Origin of the sequence: Prevotella sp. HJM029, from assembly GCF_000599605.1 — a bacterium.
Classification (GTDB): Bacteria; Bacteroidota; Bacteroidia; order Bacteroidales; family Bacteroidaceae; genus Prevotella.
Map to the genome: position 1 here is coordinate 191,141 of NZ_KK082672.1, position 25,611 is coordinate 216,751.

At 50.1% G+C, this 25,611-nt stretch carries 36 protein-coding genes; 28 read left to right on the forward strand and 8 right to left on the reverse strand.

Annotated elements, in window-relative coordinates; translation table 11 throughout:
- The 3 genes from X919_RS17315 to X919_RS0111815 all read left to right on the forward strand — a co-directional run.
- Positions 1 to 415: RHS repeat domain-containing protein (locus X919_RS17315; RefSeq protein WP_036917948.1), on the forward strand; the 415-nt coding region annotated here is incomplete at its 5' end.
- A gap of 77 nt (positions 416 to 492) precedes the next feature.
- Complete coding sequence (locus X919_RS0111810) at positions 493 to 741, forward strand: hypothetical protein (RefSeq protein WP_028900288.1); 249 nt, start codon at positions 493 to 495, stop codon at positions 739 to 741.
- A gap of 435 nt (positions 742 to 1,176) precedes the next feature.
- Positions 1,177 to 1,389, forward strand: coding sequence for a hypothetical protein (locus tag X919_RS0111815; protein ID WP_028900289.1), 213 nt, complete (start codon positions 1,177 to 1,179; stop codon positions 1,387 to 1,389).
- 568 nt (positions 1,390 to 1,957) lie between these two features.
- On the opposite strand, the gene X919_RS0111825 is transcribed toward X919_RS0111815, so the two are convergent.
- The gene (locus tag X919_RS0111825; RefSeq protein ID WP_036917950.1) at positions 1,958 to 2,650 is read right to left on the reverse strand and encodes a S24 family peptidase; all 693 of its coding nucleotides are present in this window, start codon (positions 2,648 to 2,650) and stop codon (positions 1,958 to 1,960) included.
- A gap of 133 nt (positions 2,651 to 2,783) precedes the next feature.
- Here X919_RS0111825 and X919_RS0111830 point away from each other — a divergent pair, with 133 nt between their 5' ends.
- From X919_RS0111830 to X919_RS0111900, 16 genes are all read left to right on the forward strand, one after another.
- Complete coding sequence (locus tag X919_RS0111830) at positions 2,784 to 2,990, forward strand: hypothetical protein (RefSeq protein WP_028900291.1); 207 nt, start codon at positions 2,784 to 2,786, stop codon at positions 2,988 to 2,990.
- 99 nt (positions 2,991 to 3,089) lie between these two features.
- Entirely contained in the window at positions 3,090 to 3,467 is a 378-nt protein-coding gene (locus X919_RS0111835; RefSeq protein ID WP_028900292.1) for a hypothetical protein, read from the forward strand.
- Between the two features lie 16 nt (positions 3,468 to 3,483).
- Positions 3,484 to 5,538: a DDE-type integrase/transposase/recombinase gene (locus tag X919_RS0111840; RefSeq protein WP_028900293.1), complete on the forward strand. Its 2,055-nt coding sequence runs from the start codon at positions 3,484 to 3,486 to the stop codon at positions 5,536 to 5,538.
- Positions 5,539 to 5,566: 28 nt separating this feature from the next.
- Complete coding sequence (locus tag X919_RS0111845) at positions 5,567 to 6,451, forward strand: AAA family ATPase (protein WP_028900294.1); 885 nt, start codon at positions 5,567 to 5,569, stop codon at positions 6,449 to 6,451.
- 29 nt (positions 6,452 to 6,480) lie between these two features.
- Entirely contained in the window at positions 6,481 to 7,230 is a 750-nt protein-coding gene (locus tag X919_RS0111850) for a P-loop NTPase family protein (protein ID WP_253270140.1), read from the forward strand.
- A gap of 1 nt (position 7,231) precedes the next feature.
- Positions 7,232 to 7,402 carry a hypothetical protein gene (locus tag X919_RS16930; RefSeq protein ID WP_172642738.1) on the forward strand — a complete coding sequence of 57 codons (171 nt, stop codon included), beginning with the start codon at positions 7,232 to 7,234 and terminating at the stop codon, positions 7,400 to 7,402.
- 7 nt (positions 7,403 to 7,409) lie between these two features.
- Positions 7,410 to 7,784 (forward strand): DUF4406 domain-containing protein, encoded by a 375-nt coding sequence (locus X919_RS0111855; protein WP_028900296.1) that lies wholly within the window; start codon positions 7,410 to 7,412, stop codon positions 7,782 to 7,784.
- Entirely contained in the window at positions 7,781 to 8,023 is a 243-nt protein-coding gene (locus tag X919_RS0111860; protein ID WP_028900297.1) for a hypothetical protein, read from the forward strand. The genes X919_RS0111855 and X919_RS0111860 overlap by 4 nt, the downstream gene beginning before the upstream one ends.
- On the forward strand, positions 8,007 to 8,330 hold the full coding sequence (locus X919_RS0111865; RefSeq protein WP_028900298.1) for a hypothetical protein: 324 nt from the start codon (positions 8,007 to 8,009) through the stop codon (positions 8,328 to 8,330). Before X919_RS0111860 ends, X919_RS0111865 begins: the two co-directional genes overlap by 17 nt.
- A gap of 19 nt (positions 8,331 to 8,349) precedes the next feature.
- On the forward strand, positions 8,350 to 8,655 hold the full coding sequence (locus X919_RS0111870; protein WP_028900299.1) for a BAR domain-containing protein: 306 nt from the start codon (positions 8,350 to 8,352) through the stop codon (positions 8,653 to 8,655).
- The gene (locus tag X919_RS0111875; RefSeq protein WP_028900300.1) at positions 8,652 to 9,140 is read left to right on the forward strand and encodes a hypothetical protein; all 489 of its coding nucleotides are present in this window, start codon (positions 8,652 to 8,654) and stop codon (positions 9,138 to 9,140) included. Before X919_RS0111870 ends, X919_RS0111875 begins: the two co-directional genes overlap by 4 nt.
- 22 nt (positions 9,141 to 9,162) lie before the next feature.
- On the forward strand, positions 9,163 to 9,816 hold the full coding sequence (locus X919_RS0111880) for a DUF3164 family protein (protein ID WP_028900301.1): 654 nt from the start codon (positions 9,163 to 9,165) through the stop codon (positions 9,814 to 9,816).
- A 98-nt stretch (positions 9,817 to 9,914) separates the two neighbouring features.
- A complete protein-coding gene (locus X919_RS0111885) occupies positions 9,915 to 10,169 on the forward strand; it encodes a hypothetical protein (protein WP_025070603.1) in 255 nt (84 codons plus the stop codon).
- Positions 10,159 to 10,716 (forward strand): phage virion morphogenesis family protein, encoded by a 558-nt coding sequence (locus X919_RS0111890; protein WP_028900302.1) that lies wholly within the window; start codon positions 10,159 to 10,161, stop codon positions 10,714 to 10,716. Before X919_RS0111885 ends, X919_RS0111890 begins: the two co-directional genes overlap by 11 nt.
- Positions 10,713 to 11,108, forward strand: a complete 396-nt coding sequence (locus X919_RS0111895) for a gp17 family tail completion protein (protein ID WP_028900303.1) — start codon at positions 10,713 to 10,715, stop codon at positions 11,106 to 11,108. Before X919_RS0111890 ends, X919_RS0111895 begins: the two co-directional genes overlap by 4 nt.
- A gap of 130 nt (positions 11,109 to 11,238) precedes the next feature.
- On the forward strand, positions 11,239 to 11,673 hold the full coding sequence (locus X919_RS0111900) for a hypothetical protein (protein ID WP_028900304.1): 435 nt from the start codon (positions 11,239 to 11,241) through the stop codon (positions 11,671 to 11,673).
- 86 nt (positions 11,674 to 11,759) lie between these two features.
- Here the strand turns inward: X919_RS0111900 and X919_RS16935 are convergent, their stop codons facing one another.
- The 6 genes from X919_RS16935 to X919_RS0111930 all read right to left on the reverse strand — a co-directional run bounded on the left by X919_RS16935 (position 11,760) and on the right by X919_RS0111930 (position 17,234).
- Positions 11,760 to 13,064: a phage minor head protein gene (locus X919_RS16935; RefSeq protein ID WP_253270141.1), complete on the reverse strand. Its 1,305-nt coding sequence runs from the start codon at positions 13,062 to 13,064 to the stop codon at positions 11,760 to 11,762.
- Positions 13,065 to 13,192: 128 nt separating this feature from the next.
- Positions 13,193 to 14,503: a phage portal protein family protein gene (locus X919_RS0111910; protein ID WP_028900305.1), complete on the reverse strand. Its 1,311-nt coding sequence runs from the start codon at positions 14,501 to 14,503 to the stop codon at positions 13,193 to 13,195.
- 21 nt (positions 14,504 to 14,524) lie between these two features.
- Positions 14,525 to 14,947 carry a phage protein Gp36 family protein gene (locus X919_RS0111915; protein WP_028900306.1) on the reverse strand — a complete coding sequence of 141 codons (423 nt, stop codon included), beginning with the start codon at positions 14,945 to 14,947 and terminating at the stop codon, positions 14,525 to 14,527.
- A 10-nt stretch (positions 14,948 to 14,957) separates the two neighbouring features.
- Positions 14,958 to 15,188, reverse strand: a complete 231-nt coding sequence (locus X919_RS0111920) for a hypothetical protein (RefSeq protein ID WP_028900307.1) — start codon at positions 15,186 to 15,188, stop codon at positions 14,958 to 14,960.
- Entirely contained in the window at positions 15,189 to 16,751 is a 1,563-nt protein-coding gene (locus X919_RS0111925) for a hypothetical protein (RefSeq protein ID WP_028900308.1), read from the reverse strand.
- Positions 16,752 to 16,763: 12 nt separating this feature from the next.
- Positions 16,764 to 17,234, reverse strand: coding sequence for a terminase gpP N-terminus-related DNA-binding protein (locus tag X919_RS0111930; protein WP_028900309.1), 471 nt, complete (start codon positions 17,232 to 17,234; stop codon positions 16,764 to 16,766).
- Between the two features lie 160 nt (positions 17,235 to 17,394).
- On the opposite strand from X919_RS0111930, the gene X919_RS0111935 reads away from it, so the two are divergent.
- From X919_RS0111935 to X919_RS15410, 8 genes are read left to right on the forward strand one after another with little or no spacing between them, the layout of a single operon-like run.
- Positions 17,395 to 18,339, forward strand: coding sequence for an HK97 family phage prohead protease (locus tag X919_RS0111935; protein ID WP_028900310.1), 945 nt, complete (start codon positions 17,395 to 17,397; stop codon positions 18,337 to 18,339).
- A gap of 39 nt (positions 18,340 to 18,378) precedes the next feature.
- Positions 18,379 to 19,440: a hypothetical protein gene (locus X919_RS0111940; protein WP_028900311.1), complete on the forward strand. Its 1,062-nt coding sequence runs from the start codon at positions 18,379 to 18,381 to the stop codon at positions 19,438 to 19,440.
- Positions 19,441 to 19,450: 10 nt separating this feature from the next.
- Positions 19,451 to 19,921 carry an N-acetylmuramoyl-L-alanine amidase gene (locus X919_RS0111945; RefSeq protein WP_028900312.1) on the forward strand — a complete coding sequence of 157 codons (471 nt, stop codon included), beginning with the start codon at positions 19,451 to 19,453 and terminating at the stop codon, positions 19,919 to 19,921.
- An 18-nt stretch (positions 19,922 to 19,939) separates the two neighbouring features.
- Positions 19,940 to 20,404, forward strand: a complete 465-nt coding sequence (locus tag X919_RS15395; protein WP_253270142.1) for a hypothetical protein — start codon at positions 19,940 to 19,942, stop codon at positions 20,402 to 20,404.
- Entirely contained in the window at positions 20,367 to 20,756 is a 390-nt protein-coding gene (locus tag X919_RS15400; RefSeq protein WP_253270143.1) for a hypothetical protein, read from the forward strand. Before X919_RS15395 ends, X919_RS15400 begins: the two co-directional genes overlap by 38 nt.
- Complete coding sequence (locus X919_RS15720) at positions 20,738 to 21,229, forward strand: phage tail tube protein (protein WP_051502529.1); 492 nt, start codon at positions 20,738 to 20,740, stop codon at positions 21,227 to 21,229. The genes X919_RS15400 and X919_RS15720 overlap by 19 nt, the downstream gene beginning before the upstream one ends.
- An 18-nt stretch (positions 21,230 to 21,247) precedes the next feature.
- Complete coding sequence (locus X919_RS0111965; RefSeq protein ID WP_172642741.1) at positions 21,248 to 21,553, forward strand: hypothetical protein; 306 nt, start codon at positions 21,248 to 21,250, stop codon at positions 21,551 to 21,553.
- Between the two features lie 35 nt (positions 21,554 to 21,588).
- Positions 21,589 to 21,873 carry a hypothetical protein gene (locus X919_RS15410; RefSeq protein WP_216592162.1) on the forward strand — a complete coding sequence of 95 codons (285 nt, stop codon included), beginning with the start codon at positions 21,589 to 21,591 and terminating at the stop codon, positions 21,871 to 21,873.
- Positions 21,874 to 21,881: 8 nt separating this feature from the next.
- On the opposite strand, the gene X919_RS16685 is transcribed toward X919_RS15410, so the two are convergent.
- Complete coding sequence (locus X919_RS16685) at positions 21,882 to 22,019, reverse strand: hypothetical protein (RefSeq protein ID WP_155949723.1); 138 nt, start codon at positions 22,017 to 22,019, stop codon at positions 21,882 to 21,884.
- A gap of 50 nt (positions 22,020 to 22,069) precedes the next feature.
- Between X919_RS16685 and X919_RS0111980 the strand changes: the two genes are divergently transcribed.
- Positions 22,070 to 25,600: a hypothetical protein gene (locus X919_RS0111980; RefSeq protein ID WP_028900314.1), complete on the forward strand. Its 3,531-nt coding sequence runs from the start codon at positions 22,070 to 22,072 to the stop codon at positions 25,598 to 25,600.
- Positions 25,601 to 25,611 lie beyond the last annotated feature (11 nt).

Consider the following 25,611-nt stretch of genomic DNA (forward strand, 5'->3'; position numbering starts at 1 on the left):
TTTGGACGGCGAAGTATCACAGCACATCGAGTATGTGCCGTTCGGTGAGGTGTTCATAGAAGAACGCAACAACACTTGGAACACGTCTTACCTCTTCAACGCAAAGGAGCTGGACGAGGAAACGGGTATGTACTACTATGGTGCAAGGTACTATGAACCGAGGTTGAGTCTGTGGATGAGTGTAGATATTATGCAAGAAAAATATCCGAATGTATCATCTTATGTTTATTGTATAAACAACCCTATAATTTTAATAGATTCAGATGGAAAAGATATATATCCTATTCTTTTTCAAACGACAGATAATAGAGGTTGGGCTAATGGAACTCCATATAGAAGTAATAAGAAATATATGGAAGCAATGCGTATGTTTGGACAAACAAATTATGGAAGGCAGTTTATAGGAGCTTTTTAAAGAAAAATCAAAGCCAATATGGTGTAAATGGTAATGGAAAATATTCTAAATATAGATTCCGAATAGAAGAATATGATATGAAAGATGCTCATGACCATTTTGTCTTCATGTCAAATTTAGAAGGTTCATTTTCTGCAAAGGAAATAGATGGAAAACTTAACATAATTCTACGGCTGGATGTTAAGGGTAAAACAGCTAGTGAATTGGTAGAAACAATAAGTCATGAACTAGCTTTACATGGAAGTGATATAGATAAAATAATTAGTGCCTATGAAAAGGGTGGAATAGAAGCCGTACAGAAATTATTCACAAAGGATCCTAATTAAGGGGCATAAAACGAAATGTATAAAATAGGAGAGAGGAAGAAAATCGTTATAATTGTTGATAGATAGAGAGTTACGCAGAAATATAGAGTTGAGGGATGGAAAAACGAAATGTTACATCGTGTTACATTTGTGTTACATTTGTGTTACATTTGAAGGGGTTTTTGAACAGTGTTTGAAGCATGAATGTTACATGGGTGTTAATTAAGGGTTACACGGGGCGTTATTTAGGCCTTGACAGGTGGTTATTGCATACATGTAAGGGGAGACGGCTGGGGTGAAAAGAACAGCTTGTACAGACGACTAAAAAGCACGATAAAAAGGGAGTAGACTTGATAATGTTTACTCTTTTTTTGTTCCTAATGATAAAAATATAATATATCAAAATATCGTATATAATAACTATTTTGTATATTTGCAACAGAAAATGGAGTAGATATGACAAAGGTTATACATGTACAGTTGATGGAAGGAAGGAGGAACTACTACTTTGGTTCGATACCTGCGATTTATAGCGTTTTGACGGCCGAGGAGATAGGTATAAAGCAATGCTCGCTGGAGCGTGTAGGGCTGAGTAAAGGAGGCGTAGTATTGAACAAAAAGGCATGTATCAGGACGGGAGAGTTGATCCGCTCAAAAGCTAAGAAATGAGGGATTATTTGAATAGCTAAAACACTGATTGAACGATAGTTGAACGGCTTTCAATACGTTTTTGAACGGTTGGAGGCCGTTTTTCGTGTTTTTGGGGGTAAAATGAGGGTGATTTTTGGGTGAAAAATGGGTTTGGGTGGACACTTGGGTGGACGATTGGGTGGACAGTGCAAAACGAAATGTATCGATTGGGTGGACATTAGGGTGGACACTTTTAACATAAAACTCATGGAATTAGCCCCCCTCACAATGACCGAAAATTATCGATTATGCGCGTTTTTGCTGTTTTTACCCCCTCCCTTATTCCAAGATTATAGGGTATATTACCACTTTTTTATAAGGTGATTTTTTACAGAACGCTGTATTTATCGGTATTTTTAGCTATATTTAGGGCGTAAAACCATTAAAAAGTGTGCGCGCGATTATGCAAGGCAATGCTTGAAAGCACATTTGCATGAAATGTGTGTGGATGTGCTTGATGATAATATGTGTTTGATTGAAGCTATCATTGCAGAGGCTGAAGAGCTTTTGCTGTGATCTTCGCAGCTTTACTATTATACATGTAGCATCATTCGAGCCGGATAAAGCCGATGACGAGTGCGACGGAATAGATTTCGGACAGGGGGAGTTCAAAAGGGTCGTAAGCAGGGTTATCTGATACAATAAGGATGTGTTCTTTGTCTGAACCAGGTTTGATGCGTTTAAGGATTGCCCCTTGTGCCGTGTCGAGAACATAGGGGCGATTCCATTGGAAGAAGACCGATGTCATCGCTTCACGCTGGCATGCCACGATGTCTCCTGATTTATAGGTGGGGAGCATCGAGTCGCCATTGATAGTTATCAGGAAGTTTGCTGTTTTGAATTCAGGAACGATATAGTGCTCGCATTCATAATCAAAAGCTTGTATCTCTCCGCGCAGTGCCCCAGCCATGGCACTGAAAGGAATGAGGGGGATGCCTTGTTGCCCATCATCTACATGCTTTGTAGGATAGATGGCCACTGCAGGCCTTTGCTCGGCAATCGTAGGCTCACTCTCATCTGTGGCTTTGAGCATATCACCATTGCCTGTAAGAAGCCATTCTGCAGAATATTCGGGATAATTTTCAACGAGCGATTCTATCCATTTGGCTTGTATGTCTGTACCTTTTGCTATAGCTCGTGATAGAACCCCCTTGCTTGCACCTATTTTTTTCTCCAGCGCGCCGATAGTTATCCCTTCGTGCTTGGATAATTCCTGTATGCGTGATAAAATTTTACACATAAAATGAAAATTATCATCCAAAAAGTTTGGATGGTTGAAAATTATCGCTATCTTTGCAGCGTGTTAAGTTTATTAACAGCGCCCAAAAATACGAAAAAGGGGCGAGAGAAACAAACATTTAAGATTAAAGAATATGAACGAGAATCTTTTAGACAAGGTCAGCACTGAAAAAATAGAAGCGTTGGTTAATGCTTTAGATGCTGTGATTGGTGACATGCGCAGTGTTGAAGATAGTCAGCTTGTGCGGTTCCGAGACAATGCCTATTACACCTGCCTCTCGCTTACCGACATGATTTTAACAGCGCTCAAACGGCGTGTGAATGGTATTCAAGGTGAATAGATTGTAGGATGACAAAGCGAGTAGCACGGACTGCCGGGTCGCTCCCGCAGGGTTCGACTCCCTGTGCTCGCCCAAAGCAAATTATTAAAATCGACAGATATGGATAAGAAAATTTATGTGAGTAAGAGGGATGCGGCCCACCTACGTAAAGTTTTCGGCTGCTCGAAAGTGATGGTGTGGAAGGCACTGAACTTCAAAAGCGACAGCGACCTTGCACAGAAGATACGCTACACAGCCCTCATGCAGCTGAACGGCATCCCCAACTGGAAACAGGAGGGGATGGAAACAACCCACGAGGAGGCCGAGCGCACAACAACACAAACCTTTGGCGAGCGTGTGAAGTTAGTGTTCGACCGCGAGGATGGTACGACGAGTGTGTTTGTAGACGGTGTTGAAACCCGCAAGGAACAGAACCTGAACATTCCGGCTTTCATGGGTCTACAGCGTGAGGTTGAACTGATGGCGATGAGCCTGTAACCTTTTATTCATCGGGATGGAATATTTCAATAAGATATTGTGCGTAACCTACGCGGAACTAACTGGAGGTAGCGAGCCTGTTGTTACAGGTGGTACGCTACTGAAGAATGTGAGCCGTGGCAACATCGTCAGCGTTCACCGTGGAGGTGGCGAAGGCGGTCAGGCACTCTACGCATGGAGTTCCATTCCTCAAAAATATAAGGAGCGCTATATGGAACGTTACGGCGACCCCGAGCAGCGCATGAAGGAAGCCATGATGCGCGACCGCATCAAGCTTGACGGAGAGGCACGTGAGTTCTTTGAGAACTTCACCTACGAGAAGAACGGCAAGCAGGAACATCTTACAGAGAAGCTCATTGAAGAGTACACCATCAATGCCAGCGTACTGAAAGAGCTATTGAAGATGATGGCACAGCGTCAGGCCATCCGTCAGAGCCTGAATGCCAGCACAGGCGGAGCATGGGAGGTAATCTATCAGAGTTCTGAAGCTATGCGTGAAGAATATCAGCACACCCTTCCACAGAATGAAGCACGACTGAAAGCAAAGCTCAAGGCTTTCAAAGCTGGCGGGTATAGTAGCTTGATTAGCGGTAAGGTGGGTAATCAGAATACAATTAAGATTACACCCGAATTCGGACAGCTGCTTATAGCCTTGAAACGTTGTCGGGTTCCTGTATATACGGATACGCAACTCTTTGAAGAGGCAAACCGCCAGGCAGAAGCAAACGGCTGGAAGCCGCTGAAAAGCCTTAGCGGCATGAAACGATGGCTGAACAGTGCTGCGATTGAGCCACTATGGTATGATGCTGTATATGGTGAGCAGGCTGCACGACAGAAGTTCGGACGTAAGCACCGCACGGCCTTGCCCGTGAAGCGCGATGCCTTGTGGTATGGCGACGGCACGAAGCTCAACCTGTATTACAGGGACGAGGACGGTAAGGTGCGGACCACGCAGGTCTATGTGGTCATTGATGCGATGAGCGAGGTGATGCTTGGCTGGCATATCAGCGACACGGAGGACTACGAAGCGCAATATCATGCTTACCGCATGGCCATTCAAACCAGCAAGCACAAGCCTTATGAGATTGTGCACGACAACCAGGGCGGACACAAAAAACTTGACGCTGACGGACTGTTTAAGAAGCTTTGCCACGTGCATAGGACCACGCAGCCTTATAACGGCGAGTCAAAGACCATTGAGGCGGTGTTCGGCCGGTTCCAACAACAAGTGCTGCACAAGGATTGGCGCTTCACAGGACAAAACATCACGGCCAAAAAGATGGCCTCTCGCCCTAATCTTGAATTCATCGAGGCAAACAAGGATGCCCTCTATACATTAGAGGAGCTGCAAGATGCTTATGCAAAGGCTACGAAGGAGTGGAACGAGATGGCGCATCCTGCATACGGCAAGAGCCGACAGGAAACCTACGACAACAGCGTGAATGAGGAAACGCAGCCGGTCACGGCACACGATATGGTGGATATGTTTTGGGTGACAGCTAAGCGCATGAGCACCTTCACCGACCAAGGCATCAGCGTCACCATCAAAAAGCAGAAACGGCAATACGAAGTGATGAGCCAGCCAGGCGTGCCAGACCACGAATGGCGCCGCCAGCACACCTACGAGCGGTTTGTTGTTAAGTATGATCCTTACGACTTCGGAAGCGTCCGACTCTATAAGAAAGAAGCTGACGGCAGCCTGAGGTTTGAACGCGTAGCCGAACCTTATGTTGTGATACATCGCGCCATACAGGAGCAGACCACAGGCGAAGCTGCCTTTATCCGTCAAGAACAGACAGCCAACACCACAGACCGCATTGAGCGCACCATTGCAGGACGTGAGATAGAAAAGGCTCACGGCATGATGCCCGAGCAGCACGGACTACATAGCCCGAAGCCTAAAGGTATGACGGCAGCCGAACGCCGGCAGATAGAACGGCGCACAGGCATTTACAGCCAAGCGCCTGAAGAGTATAAAATAGGACGAAAGACGAAGCAAGTGAGCCTTGAAGACTGGTCAAAGGTTGAGACAGCAGTGGTCGACATGGCTGCGGTAGCAGGAAAGTATTAGCAATTCAACGAATTAAAAAAACAATATGATGAGCAAGTTAACAACAAACGAGAAGGGACAAATCCAAGAGTGTTTGCGGCTATACGTCAGCAAATATCCCAGTCAGAACAAGGCAGCACAGAGCCTCACGGGCACGAGCAGCGCAACGGTGAGCAGCATTCTGCAAGGTAAGTGGGAAAACATCAGCGACGAGATGTGGCGCAACCTCGCATCACAACTCGGCACCACGACCACCACCGACTGGCAGGTGGTCGAGACAAAAGCCTTTCAGGAGATGACCCTCGTCATGAAAGATGCCCAAGCCGTGAGAAATGTTACGTGGATCGTGGGCGAGGCTGGCTGCGGCAAAACCACCACAGCGCGCCTCTATGCTACTGAAAACAGCGAGGTGTTCTACATCTTGTGCTCTGAAGACATGAAGAAGAGCGACTTCATTCGCGAGATTGCACGCCGCATCGGTCAGCGCACCGAGGGCTACAGCATCAGAGAGTTGCTCGACCGCATCATCGACGACCTCATTCAGATGCAAGCACCACTGCTGCTTTTCGACGAAGCCGACAAACTGCCCGAGCGCGTCTTTCATTATTTCATTGACCTTTACAACCGCTTGGAGGACAAATGTGGCATCGTCTTCCTGTCCACCAGCTACATCAAGCGGCGCATGACCATGGGGCTGCGCTACAACAAGTGTGGATACAACGAGATTCACTCTCGCATCGGCCGCAAGTTCTACGAATTGGAACCCACCGCTCCCCACGATGTCTATGCCGTATGCATGGCTAACGGTGTGACCGACAAAAGTCGCATCTCAGAGGTTGTAAAAGATGCCGAGGCGTATGATTTCGACCTGCGCCGCGTGAAGAAAAATATCCATCGCGTAAAAGTGATGCAAGCGCAAACAGCAGTCAAGTAGCGTTAAAACAATCCTAAAATAGTAATCAAATGGCAAGTGGAACAAAAGATGCAGCACAGGTGATTGCCGAGCTCACGGCGACGAATGCTAATCTGCGCGAACAAATAAAAAGTCTTGAAAAAACCTTGTGGAAAAGAGACCATCCCGTGCTGCGTCGTGCACTGAGCGTCAGCGACGTTATGCGCATGAAGAAAGAAACCTACCCCTTTGAAGGGGCATGGGAAGAAGCCTTCGGTTGTCCCGAGAAAAATGGCGTGTGGTTTGTGTGGGGCAACAGCGGCAACGGCAAGACGAGTTTCATGTTGCAGCTTTGCAAAGCACTGTCGCACTTCGGCCGCGTGGCCTACGACAGCTTGGAGGAGGGCGCATCGCTGACGATGAAGAATGCCCTGATGACGGCTGGCATGCAGGATGTGGCACGCCGCTTCGTGTTGCTCGACCGCGAGAATATGCAGCTGCTGTCGGCACGCCTCGGCAAGCATAAAAGTCCCGACATCGTGGTTATCGACAGCTTTCAGTACACCAAAATGAGCTTCAAAGACTACGAGGCTTTCAAAGAACGGCATGCCAACAAACTGCTCATCTTCGTCAGTCAGGCCGATGGCAACAAGCCCGCTGGGCGCACGGCCGTGAGCGTGATGTATGATGCGAGCCTAAAGATATTCGTCAGTGGGTTTCGCGCCATCAGCAAAGGGCGGTATTTCGGAAGTAAGGGGTACTACACCATTTGGGAAGAGCGCGCAAAGATGTATTGGGGAGAAGAGCAAAAAGAAAAATAGTATGGCAAACAAGCGAGACAACCTACTCTACAGATTACGGAAGAAGGGCGTGAGGGCGAACACGCGCGAACACATTATTTTCTTCGGCGTGGGTGGCGAGCCGTTCAAGATAAGGCAGATAAGGCGGCTGTGTCGTGAGTTTCATTTCAATGTGCAATTAGTAATTGAGTAAAAAGAGTATGAGTAAGGAAAGACGGATAAAGAAAGTATATATCGCAGGAAAGATAGGTGAAGATATTCTTAGCGATACAACTCGCAAGAAATTTGCAGAGGCAGAAGCGTGGTTGAAAGCAAAAGGATATAAAGTGTTTAATCCGACTCAGAGCGGGCTTGGCATCATGGCAGAGAACTACGCAAAGGCATGTGGCACGAACTTCTATGAAGAGATACTTCTTCTTGACATTATGCAACTGAAACGGTGTGATATCATCTGTCTGCTTCCTGACTGGCACGAAAGCCCAGGTGCCTTGGCAGAGTATTACTTCGCTATGGCAATAGGTAAGAAAATAAAACAGATTACAATGCTTGGAAATAAAATAGTAGATTGGATATGAGCAAGGAAAAACGAACAATAGAAATTGCCCCAGGGCTGATGAGTCCAGGAGGGCGCATGGGAGAGCGCTTTTTGAGCCGTAGCCACGTGTGCAGCTATTGCCAAGGCAACGGCTACCACTGGCAGGAAAACTGCTATCGTGAACGCTACAAGCAAGGATGCCCCGTGTGTAAAGGCAGCGGAAGGCTTGATGCAGTGATAAGCATTCAATGGAGGGCAAGCAATGATACAGGTAGGTGATAAATTCAGAAATCATTGGGTCGGACATGAAGAATGCTATGAGGGACGGATTTATCAGGTGACGGGTTTCCTTGAAGGTTGCACTTGCGGAAAGCCTACGTTTCTTACTGGCAAGCAGGAAAGCCCCCGACGTCCCCATTTGCATGTACGGGCCAAACTGATAGAAGCTCCGGCAAAGTATATGGTAGGTGAAAACGGTTTCGTATTCGGGCCTTTTGATGTCGAAACACTGCGCGACATCGATGCCCCTGATGAGAGCTGGATTGAAATCGTTCGGCAAAAAGGTGACCAACTGAGTTTGTTTTAAAGATAAAAGTTAAACGGAAATGGAAAAATTAAAGTATTATTCAATGATACCGCACGACAAGCCCGAGTGGCTGCTGCGGTTGCAAATGGAGGTAAGTCTACACTACGCCATGCGTGGCATTGACAACACGCCCGAGGAGTGGATGGATTTGCTCGATTTCATCGACGCCTTCATTCATAGTCTCTACACGCGCCGCGACATCAACGTGAGAAGTGAGGTAACAACCGACCTGATGACCGAGGATGGCAAGACACAATTGCTCATTAAACGCAATGGGAAGCCTTTGCTGGTGTATTACATGCAACCCTCAAACGAACCGCAATGACCCACGAACGCAACTATGCCCGCTTTTACACGCTGCTGAAGCTGCTGCCCAGTGCAGATAAGGAGTCGCTCGTAGCGCAATACACCGACGGCCGCACCACCTCGCTGCGTGAGACTACACCGCAGGAATACGATCTGATGTGCCGCGACATGGAACGTCTCACGGACCACGATGCGCAGCGCGAAGCCTTGCGCCGACAACTCCGGTGCAGGCGTAGTGAGGTGCTCAAGCTCATGCAGCAGCTCGGCATCGACACCACCGATTGGAACCGCGTAGATGCCTTTTGCAAAGATGTGCGCATTGCCGGCAAAGCCTTCCGCCACATCAGCATCGACGAATTGGAGGCCCTTGCCGTGAAACTGCGCATCATCGAGCGCAAAGGGGGATTGAAAGCCCATCCACAGCAGCCCGAACAACCCACAACAGCAGTCCGCCTGCAACAAACCATTGTGGTGGTTGCGGCGGAGAAAGCAATCGAAAATTAAACATTTTATTCAACATCAAGATATGGAAACAACAGTGAACATTAAGAATTTAAGTAAGGAGGAGCGGGCAAAGCTACTCGCTGAGTTACAAAACGAGGAAAAACAAAGTCGCATCCAGCGTCGCGAGACCTACGAGAGTCTGCGTGCCGAACTGATGCACAGCGTGGAGGAACGTCTGCAACGCGTGGCCGCTGACGTGCAAAGTTTTCACCAGTGGCTGCAGGGTGAGGTCGAAGGCTTTGTGGGTGTGATGCGCGATTATGGTCAGCTGCGCAAGAGCGACCAGCGCAGCTACACCATCACCGACGGCAACTTCCGCTTAGAGGTGGCCAGCAACAAGGTGAAAGGCTTTGACGAGCGCGCCGACCTTGCTGCCGAACGACTCATCGACTACCTCAAACGCTACATGCAACAAAGTGAAAAAGGTGCCGACGACCCGATGTATCAAATGGCTATGACGCTGCTGGAACGTAACAAAGCCGGCGATCTTGACTACAAGAGCATTTCGAAGTTGTATGAATTAGAGGATAAATTCGACAGCGAGTACGCCGAAATCATGCGCCTTTTCAAAGAAGCCAACGTCGTGCAGAAGAACGCCATCAACTACTACTTCTCAAAGCGTAACCCCGAAACGAATGTGTGGCAGCGCATTGAACCGAGCTTTTGCAGGATGTAGGCCTAAGGCATATACAGACTTTACGGCATGGCAGCAAATGGGTTGCCATGCTTTTGCGGTTAAAAGAAACAGACAACAAAACAAATTTCGAGAACAACATGAAAGTGGACAATGAGCGCCGTCGTGGCGTGAGCTATCTCAAGCGCGTGGCCGACGTGAACGCGATATATCAGCAATGGGCGAGGTCGGGTCTTTCCAACCGAGAGATCTGGCGCCGTTACATCTATCCCGTCTATGGCATCAGCGAGCGCGCCATGTATAAGATGCTTAAGATTGACGTGAAAGTGCGCCGCGACAACAACGACTCGCCTCGTCCACTTTTGCTCTTCGATTTCGACGACGATGGAAAATGATTTAACACAAGTGCTTGCCCGCATGCTGAGAGACGTGCAGGTGGAGCTGAAAGATGAATTCGACCAAAACTTCGCGCACCAGGCTTTCTTCACCGAGAAGTGGGCACGTCGCCGCAGCCCCTTGCGCCCCGGACGCGCCACATTGGTCGACACCGGCGGTTTGCGCCGCAGCATTATGAGTAAAATCACCCATGACGGCGTAACGTTCTATTCCACACACCCTGCGGCCGACCTCCACAACGAGGGTGGCGAAATCAAGGTGACGCAGCGCATGAAAGGCTATTTTTGGCATCGTTATTACGCGTGTGTAGGCGGTTTCGGCCGCAAGAAGAATGGCGAAAAGCGCAACGACCACCGCACACAGCAGCTCAGCAGTGAGGCCGCCTTTTGGAAATTCATGGCCTTGATGAAGGTGGGCAGCAGCATCAAAATACCTCGGCGGCAGTTCCTGGGCGCGTCGGCAGAAGTGGAAAAGGCTGTGACGGAAATCATTGAGCAAAACTTAGAGGAATATTTTAACAACGAATTCAAACTGAACGGAAAATGAGAAAAGAATTGTATGCAGCTCTCAAGGCAGCGATGGAAAAGATTGAAGCAGTGAAGCACGTCGACCTTTGGAACCACAACGTGGAGTTCATTGAGCAGGAAGACAGTTGGGCACGTCCCGCCGTGTTCGTCGAGTTTGGCCCGATAGCGTGGCAACCCTACGTGGGTGGTGGCTATCGTGGTGAAGGTAGCGTCAGGTTGCACGTCGTAACCGACTGGTTAGAAGGCGGACAGGAAGCCGCTTGGGCCTTGATTGCCCAAATTCGCGCGGCCATGGACGGCGTGGAAGGCAACAGCTTCCACGGCCTGCGTCTCACAGAAACCATCACCAACCACAACCACGAGGATATTCTTGAGAGTATCGAGGTGTATGGCGTGAAAGGTGTGTTATAGCCAATACGTACGAAAAGAAACGTGAAAAGGTTCTGACGGGCTACGTGCTCGGTCAGAACCTTTTGCTTTTTCAGTGTACGGCTTTTGCTTTTATTTTGGTAAATTCGTTGTATCTTTGCCCAAAAAGACTATGACAGTAATAGAGTATAGAAAAGGGGATGATGCCCACTTTCGCGCAGAGCTACTGAAAGCCAAAGATGCCTTGGAGCGGACACGCGAACAGATAATTCGCCATTGCACCATGACAAGTGCAACGCTAATAGGGTTGATTGCCGTGTTCGACGATGCAGCACAACCGTATAGTACTCTTCGGATAATGAAAATGACGAGTGTCGCCTTTCTATCCTTATCGGTGGTGCTTGGCGTGCTATATAGCTTTCTGTATATTCGTTCAGGCATCGCATCACTGCAGAAGAGTGTAGTGCTCTATCGAGCAGGTGGTGGTGTCGACTACAGTTCCTCAGGCCGAACCATTCAGATAGTCTCTGCCCTATTCCCTTGGGTGCTGCTACTGGGCATATTGTTGCTTTCGGCAATCGTATTGTGCACGTTAGCATCTCGTTGAGTCCATTTTTGCGATTTTTCTTCATTATTTATTTGGATTCTTATTTTTATTACGTATATTTGCAGCAACGATTCCGTAGCTAATGACTACCGATTCGTTACTTGCGGGGGCTGGCCATTGGTCGGCCGTCCGTTTTTTTTATACAGTGAAGTGATGTTTCCGTTTGTATCTCTTACCCAAATTTCTTCTATATCCTTGCCTGTTTTGATGTGACCATAGATACTCCTTATCATATATCTGTCCGTTAAATCGGGTCGATCTATGATAATTCTATTGGATTGTTTCAATCCATGCGTTAACATGTTTCTAAACGCTCGCTTGGGATTGTCTGATGTAAACCCTTCGTGCTCGTACCACTTCCCATCGATGAGCAGGTCGGGACACTTGCCCTCGAATTTCGTACCCATGAGCGAGTGATAGATGTTTTGATAGACAAACTTTTGCGGGCGCGACATCTTCGGCGTGAGTTTCACTTCTGCACCATGCTGAGCAAAGAAGTCAGCAACACTCATGAGCTTTCCATAGTCGCTGTCATGAGGATTGACCAATTGATGCACCTGCACCTTTCCGCCATTCGCATATTCCTTCTTCACCTCATAGCGGTTTGCTTCGCATTGTCTTACCAACCTGCACGCAGCACAGAGTTCATTCTCGGGCACAAAGGCAAGGTTTGTCTTCCCCTTGGCAAGGTCGCAGTCGTTGCAACGGCGTATGCTGTAGGGATTGTAGTCAGGCATGGCCTTGCCCTGCTTGCCGGGATTGAAGCGGAACATGCCGCGCGTGTCGTTAGCCAAAGCCTCGGCCCCACGCCTATAGGCTTCCTCGCGCGGTGTTTCGGGATATTTTGTCTTGCGCACCTGTACCACCGTGCAACGGCAGTTCCACCCGTTGGGCGGATAGTAGCTGTCCCAAAACGCATCGCTGAAAGGCAACGTCGTGCCGTTGAGGGCAGCATGCTCGGGGCGCACATGATCGTCGCCCACCGTGCGGTATTGCAAGTTGTAACGGTCGCCGTCCTCGGCAAACGCCTCCCACTTCGCCGCCATCATGGCCGAAGCATGCGCAAAGTTATATTCCGCCCGCAGATAGTGCTCATTATAGGTTTTATCCACCTTTTGAACGTCATTCAAAAAGCGTTCGAACGGCTTTTTATTACCCTGCTCATCGACCAAAGAAGGAAAGGCTTCATTGAGTTCGTGAAAAGTTTTGAGCCCCGAGAAAACATAGGTGGAATGCTCCAAGCTATCGCGCATGGTGGCCGACATCTTCATTTGCTCAAAAGCACTGTTCAACACGTCGGCATGCGTTTCAATAAACGCTTGCGCCTCCTTGGAGGTGATGATGTTTATATCGAGTGATGCGCCCTGCTGCTTAAAAAGGCCTTTCATCATCGATTTGAATGCCGCCTTCAACTGTTCTTGCTGCTTCGGGTCTATCTTTTTTGCTGATAAAGCACAGCAATGATCCCCAGCGAGCAATGCTTCATAACGACTGTGCAGCCCCACATAGGCAGCGGGGCTTAGTCGAAAAAATCTTTTTCCAAGGTCTTACCTTGTCTTCCTTTCCCATCGTGAACCAAAGAAGCTGGCAGTGCAGCCTCTCTTCTCTCCCCTACGGGCATGGCATATTTCTTGGCAAAGTATTCGGGGTCGACCTCATAGCGGTCGGCAATCATTGACTCATAGGCCACCTGCTGTTCGGGGGTATAATCGATGGTGTCGTTCCAGTCGAAGCGGCAACCTGCGAGTGGGAACTTATGTGCCACCATACGCGGCAGCAACTGGTTGTTGATGACGTCACGTAGCATGTCGGCATCGCCCTCGACGAGGTTCTGAAGCACCTGCAGGTGGGTTTGACTTTGCGAAAGCGACGAGCCGTCCTCAATGGTCATCGTTTGCCCGATGATGAGTTTTGAGATTTCAGAGTTGGCCCGATTGACACGCTCATTATACACATGATAGGCATCGGCCTTAGTCGACTCGACAAATTCTATCTCTGTATCAGCTGGCATGACGGCCGTCTGTGAGGCCCCCGATTCAACGAGCAAGCGGTGTATGCGGTCGATCTCCTTTTTATCGCGCGAAGAAGTCTTTGCGATGCGCATCGGCATGCCGAAGATTTCACCGAATGTGTCCCAAAACGAGAGCATGTTTTTCTTCGGTATGGTGTGCAGCGTGGCCTTCAGAAGCAAGCCGAGGTCGTTAGGCTTACCTGCCTCAATGAGCGAAGCAGCTATGGCTGGGTCGTGGTAGTCAATACCTGCATGCCAGTCCTGTCCCTGCTGTAGGATGACGCGCCCGTATTCAGGAATGACATGCTTGCGGGGAATGAGTCTCACGCAGTCGTAGGCTATGCCTGTAGTACCTATCCCCACAACATCGCCCAGCTCAATGAGCGAATGCCCCCAATAGCGAGAATCAAGTACATACTGACAAAAATCCTTGAACCACGCGTGGTCGAAGTAGTCGAGCAGTTCGGGCTTGTCCTCTCCTTTGTCATCTACAATCTTGAACGACTTGGCCATGACGAAGCCCTCGCGCTGGCGAATACACCCTGACAGATGACCGTCGGCATCGGTGTCGCGGTAGATGTCGTAGAGCGGGCTGCGGTTGGGGTTGTCGATATTGATAGCTGCCTGCCATGCCCGCCGCCAGTCGGCGATGTCCTTACGCGTGAGCGCGTCGGTGGTCTGTTGCAGCTGCATGATGACATGTTTCACGCGCGCTTTGTCATCATCCTTGGCAAGGTTGAATGTGCCATAAGGGGTGCGGAGTATGTGGTCGTTGTCATTACGGCCGCGAAGTGAAGAAAAAATATCTTTGATATTCATAGGAATTGCTTTAATGGGTTGTTACCAGTTATGTCTGAGGGGTTTCTGCGAATGCCACACCACGCCAGTCCCGGAGGGTTCACCCGTGGCGGCATCTGTGGCCACCGGCAGGGCAGGGATAATCTTGCCGGCCTGTACGCCCTCCAGCCATTTGATGGCCCGCTCGTAGCGTTCTTTTCTTATCTCACTGCCCATCTTTTGGGGCATGGCTGCCGTCATGTGGTAGAGCGCGATGTCGCAGGCATACATCACGATGAGCTGGTTGCGGTTATCACCTTCAGCTTTGAACGTTTCCTCGGTGTCGTACATGGGGCGCAGATACCCTGCTATCTCCTCCATGGCCTCACGCTCAGCATTCATGCGTTTATCAGGTGAGGTCTGCGAAACAACTTTCAAGGCGGATTCACCTATTACTACACGATAATCTTCTTCTGTGATAAACATACAACTTGTTTTATAAGGTTATATACAATGCCTTGTGCTCGATGTCGCGGGCGGTCATTCCCTTACGGAATACTCCACCTGCAACGAACTTCCTTATATCTTGTTTGGAAATGACTTCAAGTCGACCCCGAACTACAATGACCATATGCTTGCGGTGCGTAATGTGGCGCAGATAGTCTGCCTTCCTCACTGCACGCTTGTATTTCCACGCGAAAATGATGTCTTTGATTAATTTTTTCATTTACCAACTATTTTTTGAGGTTTTCCTTTTACTGAATTGTGGCTGAAAACTTTCCTGCCGTGTGGTGCGCTGTAACTGCCATATTGCACCTTCGTCTGCATCAGGCGCATCATCGTTGCCGCTCATGCCTTTTTCAAATGCAAGGGTCTGCGCGATGCCTGCCTGCATGTCGGGGTCTTCTTTTTGCGAAACGTCATAAAAGACAAAACCACGCTCCCATAGCGGGCTGATGGCCTCTACACGTTGGAACTTGTCCGGTTTCTTGCGCTTGTCGCCCGTGATGGGCAGCTGATAGCCGCGCTGTTTGCCCTCTATCGTGAAGTCGTCCAGGATAATGTCCTGCATGAAGCTGGCTTCCATCATGAAGCGGATAGAGATATTCTTTTCAAGGCTCCACTCGTAGAGGTCGTAACACCAGCGAACGAGTTCGGCCACGGAAGCCTTCCTGACAAAAGCCCGCAGATGCCACAGCTGTGACTTATACTTACCCCATAGCTTTGCCGCCTTGGTGTCGTTCGCCTTCTTACTTTTCCACGACGGGTCGATGTAAAGTACCAGTTCGTCGAACTCCCGCCATGCCGGGTGCTTGGCATATTTTATCCACTCTTGCTTGAAGACCGTTCCCTCGATGATGGGGTTGTGCATCATTTCCTTTTCCCAGGCGCGGTAGCCTACGAACTCGGCATAAGTCCGTGCTTCCTCTTTCGTCCACTTTTCGCGCCACATAGGGTTGCCCTCACCATCGACGGCCTTCACCTCCGACACATGCACGCCTTTGGTTTTGCAGATATCAGCCAGTACCGAGGTCTTTGAGATAAGGTTCCCCACCATGATAAAACGTCCACGGCCGACATCGAGTGCACCGAAGAGCGCTTCCTTCACCCAATCTGTTATCTCGCGCACGCGGCGTGGGTTGCGGCAAAGCTCATCATCATCGAGGTCGTCGATAACGATGTAATCGGGTCGAGCCTCACGTTTGCGGAGACCACGCGGCGACTGTCCACGTCCGCATGCCAGGAAGTGCACTCCATCCTTAGTGGTGAACTCCCCTTCTGTCCAGTCGCCCATAGACATCTGTTTTCCATAATCGGTGATGATGCGTTTGTTGTACTGGAGCTCCGCCTGAATGTCGCCTAACAGTCGATTAGCACTGTCCTCCGATTTGCCGACAACGACCATGAAGTTGATGAGCCGCTTGAGCTGGAACATGAGCCACAGCGGAGTGAAGATGTCCATGTGTGTGGACTTGGCATGTCCGCGTGGCCACTTGAATACTGCTTTTAAATTAGGGGTATTCTTGACCTTCAGGGCCGCAGCATTGTGGAACGGCGCGTTGTGCACAATACGGATGACCTCGCCCGTGACCTTGTCGCGCAGCTGCAGGAAATGTGGAAAATAATACTCACAGAACGCGGCATAGTCCTTCTGCAGTCTACGGATACGCTGCTCTTTCTGCACGGCCGTCTCACGAATGAGACTCTTCGTGTCGGTAATGCTCTGTATCTGCCGGCAGTGTTCCTGCCACTCCAGCTGCATCTGTTTGAGTTCTGCAATCGTAGCCATACTCGTTGTGTATTATAATGTAGACGGGTTCTGCATACGCTCCATGAGGAACTTGTTCTGATACTTATTAATCGCCTTGATGAGCTCGGGGGTAATTTCTGGGTCATAAGAGGCCTGGTCTTGTATCCATCGATTAAAAGCCATGAAGACTTCGATAGCGTCAATCACATTGGCCTTCTTATCGAGCTTTTCGATGGTTGCCGACAACTTGGATAATTTATCGGCCAGCGAGCCGATGAGCGTTGGATCATCTGATTTGTTGACATTTTCGATGAGCCCATCTATTGTCACGAGTAACTTGTTGACCAGTTCGGGGCGCGAGATGTTTTTTGCCGCCCGTGCTTCTTTCCACCCCTCCGTATTGGCCCACCTCGAGATTGTGATGCGCGAGACCTCTACCTTGTCGGCAATCTCATTCTGCTCCATGCCCGAGAGGTAGAGTGAGCGGGCGAGCGATTTTTTCTTTTCCGTTTCCTTCGTCATTTTTTTTGTAATGTAAATTATTTATAGTGCAAAATTGGCGCAAAATATTGACACAGAAAAGGAAGTGTGAACTGCGTTCAGTATATACGGAACTGCGTTCTCCATTATTTTGGAGGATAGGATTTATGCGCTAATATTGCATCAAAAATCATTAAGAATAATGGGTAAAAGAGTACGTATTTCGAATGAAAGTGTGAATTGTTACGGATTCCGTGTACTGACAGCAGGCATTGATGTGGAGCAGTATAAGCGAAACCCCGTCCTGTTATATATGCACGAGCGCGGCAATGTCGTTGGCTACGTGAATGACCTAAAGGTTGAGAACGATGAGATAACGGGAGAATTGATGTTCGACTGCGCTTCGGAACAGAGTGAGCGCTGTCAGAAGCAGTTCGAGTTCGGAAGCCTGCGCATGGTCAGTGCAGGACTTGAGATTATTGAGACCAGCGAAGACCCAACAATGCTTGTACCAGGACAAACTCGTCCGACGATAACGAAGAGTCGCCTCTTCGAGGTGAGCGTGGCAGATGTTGGCGCAAACGATGATGCCATCGTGCTGGAAAAAGACGGAAAGCGAATAATGTTAAGCAAGGACGGAGCCTGCGGGCTTCCCCTTATCACTCATAATAACAATCAAAGTAATAAAGACATGGAACAAAAAGTTATCGCCCTGCAGTTAGGGCTGCCGGAAACGGCGACAGAGAATGAGATCAATGCGAAGCTGGCGCAGCTGAAAGCACTTCAGCAAGAGAATGAGACCTTGAAGGCTGAGAAACAGACCCTCGCCGAAGCTCGTATTGCACAATTGGTTGATACCGCTATTGCAGAAAAGCGCCTTGATGCGCAACACAAGGAGCAGTTCGTGAAGCTCGGCGGACAAATTGGTGCCGAAGAGTTGGAAAAGACCCTTCAGGCCATGAAGCCACAGGTGAAGCTGTCGGCAATACTGGGACATCAAGGGAGCGCTCCTGGATCGGCCAGCGAGAAGACCTACACGAAACTCAGCGAGGTGCCGGCTGAGGAACTTGTGAAGCTGCGTGCTGATAACGTGGAGGAGTATAAGCGACTCTACGAAGCTGAATATGGCATAGCTTGTGAGTTATAGACAAAGATTAAGCTGATAATATTTAAACAGAATAAGGAAATGGAGAAAATGACAAAAATGAGCATGCTCGCCAACTTGTTATTTAACTGCGTGATGGGTGCTGTATTAGCTATTATGTTAGGTGTTACCCCATGGATGGGTGCTGTAGCATTGAATGTGCTGGCCATTGCTGTTGGTGGAGCTTTACCAAAGGGTGCTCTACATGTAGGTGTATTTACAGAAGTATGGACGGGCGAGTTGGTAAAATCGCTGCGCGGTGGATTGGAAGGCTCGTGGCTGGACGGCGTACCCGACCAGAGTACAATCGTCAACAATGATGTGATACACCTTGTAGAGGTTGGCGTAGACCCTGATGTGTTAATCAACAATACAACCTATCCGATACCTTCGCAGGCTTTGGATGACAAGGATATTGCCGTGAAGTTGGATAAGTTCCAAACCAAGGTGACGCCTATCACCGACGACGAGCTCTATGCGGCCAGCTATGATAAGATGGCTCGTGTGAAGGAATCACATAGCAATGCTATTAACGACTCGAAGTTCACCAAGGCAGCTCATGCCCTCTGTGCGCAGGAGAACACCGCTAAGACCCCCGTGCTAAAAACCACGGGCGAACGCGATGCTGAAACGGGTCGCCTTCGGTTGACGATGGCCGACTTGGTAGCACTGAAAGCCGCAATGGACAAGTTGCACGTGCCAACAGAGAATCGTCGTTTGGTACTCTGCTCAGAACACGTAAATGACCTGCTACTTGTTAGTCAGACGTTCCGCGAGCAGTACAATATCGACCGCGCTACAGGTAAGGTAGGTAAGCTCTACGGCTTCGATGTCTATGAGTATGCCAATACGCCGCTCTACACACAGGCTGGCAAGAAGAAAGCCTTGGGCGTGGCTGCCGAGGCTGGAGAGTTCAACTGCTCATTTGCATTCTTCACTCCGCGTGTATTCAAGGCGACTGGTTCAACAAAAATGTACTACAGTGAGGCCGCAACCGATCCTGAGTATCAGCGCAACAAAATCAACTTCCGCCATTACTTCCTTTGCATGCCCAAGAAGGCTGATGCTGGCGTAGTGATGATGAGCGGATACAAGGCTTCTTAATCGGATTTCAATGAGCAAGCCAATGCAATATCTTGTTATCCACTGCACGGCCACCCCGGAGGGGCGTGAGGTGAGCGCGGCGGAGATACGCCGATGGCACACTGCACCCGTCAGTCAGGGTGGCCGTGGCTGGAAGCAGGTGGGCTACACGGACATGGTGCACCTCGACGGCCGCATCGAGCGGCTGGCAGACAATAACGAGGACGCCAACGTCGACCCCTGGGAAGTGACGAACGGGGCCGCGGGCTACAATTCGGTATCGCGGCACATCGTCTATGTGGGCGGCTGCGACAACCACTTGGCACCGAAAGACACCCGGACCGAAGCGCAGCGCGAGGCATTGAAACGCTATGTGGAGGACTTCCACGCGCGGTTCCCGCAGGTGAAGATAGTGGGACATCATGAGCTGAACCCAGGCAAAGCGTGTCCGAGTTTCGATGTTCCAACTTGGTTGCGCTCGATAGGCATTCGACAAGTTTAACGATAAAAACCAACGACAATGGCAGAGACAATCTTCCAAATCCTGCAATGGGCTATCCCTTCGGGCGGTATCGGTGTTGCCATTGCCTGGATTGCGAACCGCCGTTTAAGGACGGTGGAAGAGAAGAAGAAGGTGGAAGACACCTACAAGCAGATGTACGACATGGTGAGTGCTGAACTTGTAGGTCTTCATAAACAAAACCGCATCAATTATGAAAAGATGGAAGAACTGCGTGGTGAGAACGACAAGACACGCCGCGCCCTCAACCGCCTCTCGCGGGCTATCGAGGCCATTCAGCTGTGCCCTCATCGCGTTAACTGTCCTGTCAGCAGTGAGCTGTCGCTCAGTGAAGACGGCGACAAGGGAAAGCCTCACCGCGGAAAGTCACGCACAGAAGGAAACGACACGGCAGATGGCCAGCATCGCACGGTGGCAGCAGCAGGTAATGGTGCCCGAGTCACGGGTGACGCTAAGCGTGGCTGAAGACAGTCTTTCCCTTCTGCCCGCAGGCGCAGGCTACACCGTTCGCAAAGGACAGGCGCACGTGAAAGTGAGCCGTCGGCCCTCAGCAGACAAGGAAAGCCCTGCGCAAATCATCATCGAGGCGGGATGTGATAGTTTGGAGGTGCAGTGCGCACGCTATGAGCAGCGCATCGAAGAGATGCAAACGCAACTGTCAGCAGCCGAACGTACACTGCACACGCAGCAGCAGAAAACAAAGGAGCAACAGCCCGTGGGCTTCACGGCATTGCTCTACGCCTTTATCGTCGGGTTGGCGGCCGGCATAGTATCAACAATTTTAATAAGGAAAAAGATATGGCAAAAAGTGTTTTAGACGGAACCAACCTCATTCTGAGTGTTGACGGTAAGGCCCTCGGTTTTTCAACAGGATGCAAGGTAAGCACATCGACCGATACAGGCGAGCGTGTGACCAAGGAAGCCGCAAGCGGCAAGTGGAAGGAAAAGTATGTGAAGAGCTTTTCGGAGAGCATCTCGGCCGATGGCTGCGTGCTCACGGACGGCGACGACGACATGCCCACCTACGATCAGCTCAAGGACAAGATGTTGAAGGGCGAACCCATTGATGCCGCCTATGGCCTGCGCGATGGCGACAAGCGCACGGGTAAGGCAGCCGGCGGCTACAAGGGCAAGTATATCATTACCTCATTAGAGCTTGATGGGCAGGCCGGCGATGACGGTAAGTACAGCATCAACCTCGAGAACTGCGGAAAGATAGAGAAACAGGGAACAGGTTTGACAGACGCAACGACACCCAAGCAGGGTGGCGGCGGTGGCGGTCATTCATAACATTCACAAGGTTACGTTATGAAAAAGCAAATTTTGAAACTGACGGTCGGCGGCAAGGAATATCCCTGCCGCGTGACCATGGGCGCGATGGTACGCTTTAAGCGCGCCACAGGCAAAGATGTGAGCCAGCTCAATCAGAGCGACATCAGTGAGCTTGTGCAGTTCATCTATTGCTGTGTGCAGAGTGCGTGCAAGGCCGACGATGTGGCGTTCGACGTGGACTTCGAAACGTTTGCCGATTTGCTCGAGCCCGACAGCCTCAATAGCTTCTATGCACAGATGGGCGATGCCGAAAAAAAAACGACGGTGAAGGCCCGGACGTAGGCATCGAAGAGTTGCAAGGTATCGCGTTGGGGTGCATGGGAATGAGTTTGAATGACTTCTGCCGGTGCACCCCTTCCGAGTTTCAAGCGGCATGGCAGGCATGGCACGAATGGCATGAGAACGAGCAGCGCGGCGAATGGGAACGCTTGCGCATGGCTTGTCTCTGCATGCTGCAACCCTACAGCAAGAACACGCTCTCACCGCGCGACGTGATGCAGTTCCCGTGGGAGGAAGAAGCGAAAAAGCCACAAGAAGAAATCAGCAACGAGGAATTGAAGCGGCGCTATAGGGAAGCCAAGCGGGCCGCAGGATTGAAATAAAGAAAATGTTATTTGTGTTTCATCACACCGATGCAAAAGAGCAGGCCAAAGGTAATCACCACAAGACAAACGGCTACGGTGAAGACCGAAGCAATGGGATGCTCACTGATGAGCCTAAAAACAGGTGTCCAATGGATTGCTGACATAAGTACTGTTTATAGTTGGTGGGGCAAAGATAATAAAAAAGCAAGAAACAATGGCAAAAGAGGTTAGTTTTTTAATCAAAATACACGATGACGGCGGCGCAAAGCGCGTGACAGCCAATGCCGAAGAGATGGGGCGTGTCATTCGTAGTGTGCAGAACGAAGCTGAAAGGTTGAAGCGCGACGTGCTCACATGGAGTGAAGCTGCACAGGCTGTGGGCGTATTGCAGAATGCCATCGGTGAGCTGCAGGGCGTTTTTAGGGATTTGACAGAGGCCTATCAGGTGCAGTTGGTCGCTGAAACACAATTAGAGACCATCATGCGGCAGCGCATGAATAGCACCGATGAGGAGATACAGCATATCAAAAACCTTTGTTCGGCCCAACAGGAATTGGGTGTCATCGGTGACGAAGTGCAGCTCAGCGGTGCCCAGCAGATGGCCACATTCCTGAAGCAGAAGGAAAGCCTCGATGTGCTGATACCGGCCATGAATAACCTCATTGCCCAGCAGAACGGCCTCAATGCTACCAACCAAGATGCCGTGGGTATCGGTAACATGATGGGTAAGGCCATGCAGGGGCAGACGGCTGTGCTGCAACGTGTGGGCATCACGTTTGACGAAGCACAGGCACATGTACTTCAATATGGCACGGAAAGCGAACGTGCCGCCATGCTGGCAGAGGTGATTACCGCCAATGTCGGCAACATGAATGCAGAACTGGCCAAGACCGATGCCGGAAAGCAAAAGCAGCTGGAGAATACGTTGGGTGACATCAAGGAGAAGTTGGGGAGCATGGTTCAGGGCGCGATGCCCTTTGTAACCATCACCGCGCAAGCCATGATCTGCGTGGCCGGCTGCATCAAACTCATCACATCCATACAAGCACTCGGGGCTGCATTCAGTCTGACTGCCATCAAGGGTGCCTTGTTGGCCGTGCATGAAGGAATAGTAGCTGGCGCGCAACGGATATTGTCTATAAGTGGCTACACGGCGGCTGGCGGAACACTGGCTCTAAGCGCCGCCGTCACGGTTCTCTATGGTGCACTCACCATGGGGCTGTCGGTTGTTATTACGGGCATCATCGGCCTTTTCACCAATATGGGGGATGAAGCCGAGGATACGGCTGAGAGCGTAGATCAGCTCAAGGAGAGCGAAGATGCCTTTTCGCAGGCTTCATCTAATATGAAGGCCGAACTGGATGTAGAGATTAGCCGTTTGGCCTCGCTCATCCACAACCACGAGAACGCCTCTAAGAAAGTATCGGAGTTGAACAAGAAGTATGGTGAGAGCTTCGGTTATCACCGCACGGCAGCCGAATGGTATGACACGCTGATAGAGAAGAGCAAGGTCTACTGTGCACAGATGGGCTATGAGGCGCAGGCCAAAGTGTTGTCCTCACAGATAGCTGCAGCGCAGTTAGAGAAGGAAAGTAAGGAGGCTGAACGCCGGCAGTTAGGGCAGCAATATATGGACACCAAGGGCGAGGTGCATTACAACTGGGAGAATGCCCAAGGTGGCAAGGATTACTATACGCAGTTAGGTAGTGATATCAACGAGATTACCTCGAAGGTCAACAGCTTGCAAAAGCAATACGACTCGGCTATTCGCCACATGGTGGATGCGCAGAAGCAGTTAGACCAGTCGCGCAAGTCCACGAAGTTGGTGAACGGAAATTTAAAAGCATCCACGACCGAGGAACTCAAGCAGGAGATAGAGGAGAAGCAGCAAGATGTTGCCCGGTTACGTGGAGATGCCACGGCTGAGCGCCAACGTCTCAACAAAGAGATTGGCCGGATGCAAAAGGAAGTCAATAGGCGTGAGGCGATTAACAAGCGTGAACAGGGGGTAAAAACAAGCAGCACAAAGACTACTTCCAAAACGGAGAAGCCTGTCCGTGTGGTAAAGAGTCTTGATGACGTAAATAAGAATATCTCCTACTACGAGGCACAGCTGAAGAAGACCGATAAGGCCGACACGGCAAAAATACAAAAGCTCACCCGACTTATTGCGAAATACAAGGAATTAGGCGCGGTCATACAAGCCGAAATCGACCATGCGAAGCGGCCCAAGGAACTGAACACGTTAGAGAAGATAGATGCAGAGCTGCAATATCAACAGCAGTTGCGCAAGAAAGCCAGCAATGAGAAGTTGGCGGGTATCGACAGCGAAATCAAGCGTTTGAACACGCTTCGAACGGCGTTCGAGGACAGTTCGCACGTGGCATTGCGTCTTGATGAGATAAAGACCTATGAGCAGCTGGATAACGAAATTGCCTTTTATACGAAAAAGCTCAAGACGGCCACCGATACCGAGCGCGTGCAAATACAGCAGCAGATAAATGCGCTTGGCGACCTGAAGAAAAAGTGGGACGAAACCCTTGCCGGTCTGAAGGCTCCGGAGGATATCAACCGCTTGGACACAATGGAGAAGCTCGACGAAGCCATTACCTACTATCAGGCAAAACAGAAGAAGGCCTCGGGCGAGGAGATCAGCAGCATCGGGGCAACCATTGTGGCGTTGGAGCAGAAACGTGAAGCCTTGAACCGCATGACACGCCTGCCCGAAATGAATGCCGAGACCGCAAAGCTGGACGGCATGGACGCAAAAGAGCTGAAGATGGAACTCAAGGTGATGGGCCTTGACAATGTGAAAAAGCGCATCAAGGAATTGCAGGACATGCTCCGCGATACGAAGCATCCGCTTGATAAAAGTCAGCGCGAGGAGGTTGAAAAGCTCATCGGCTCGTATGGGCAGTACGAAAAGGTGCTGCGCAAGAGCGATGTGCATCTGACTGACCTGTGGGGCGATGCGAAAGGTGTAGCCGGTGGCATTACGTCGATGACCAACGCTCTTGAAGGTGGCCGCAATGCGTGGGAGACCCTCACGGGCGTGGTAGATGGTGCCATACAAATCTTTCAGAGCATTGCAGGCATCGTGGATATCGTCAAGGCCTTGACGATATCCACACAGGCCAGTGCCGCAGCAAGTGGCGTGAAGGCTTCAGCTACAGCAACTGAAACGGCGGCTACGGCGACACACACTGCTGCAACAGCTGCCGACACGGCTGCAACCATCACGAATACGGCAGCAAAGGGCGGTATGGCCATTGCCAGTGCCACGGCCAGCGGTGCCAGCATGCCGTTCCCCTATAACATCGTTGCCATTGCCGCGGGTGTGGCTGCTGTGGTGGCCGCATTGGCCTCTATCAGTGGTGCATTTGCCAATGGTGGCATTGTGGGCGGCTCATCGCCAAGCGGCGACAAATTATTGGCTCGCGTGAACTCAGGTGAAATGATACTCAACGGGGCGCAGCAGAGCCGCCTTTTCAACTTCATCAACGGCGTCACGCCCTTTGCCGACGGCGGCATTGTTTACGGGCCAACGCTCTCGATCATGGGCGAATATGCCGGGGCACGGTCAAACCCCGAAGTGATTGCACCGCTCAATAAACTAAAATCGATTATCGGTGAAGGTGGTAATGGTGGCGGCCATTTGGTAGGGCGCATCAGAGGCCGAGATATTATCATGGCAATAGCAAACGAAACACGTATCAATCGGCGCAAAACCAACATCAAATTATAACGTAAAAGCCT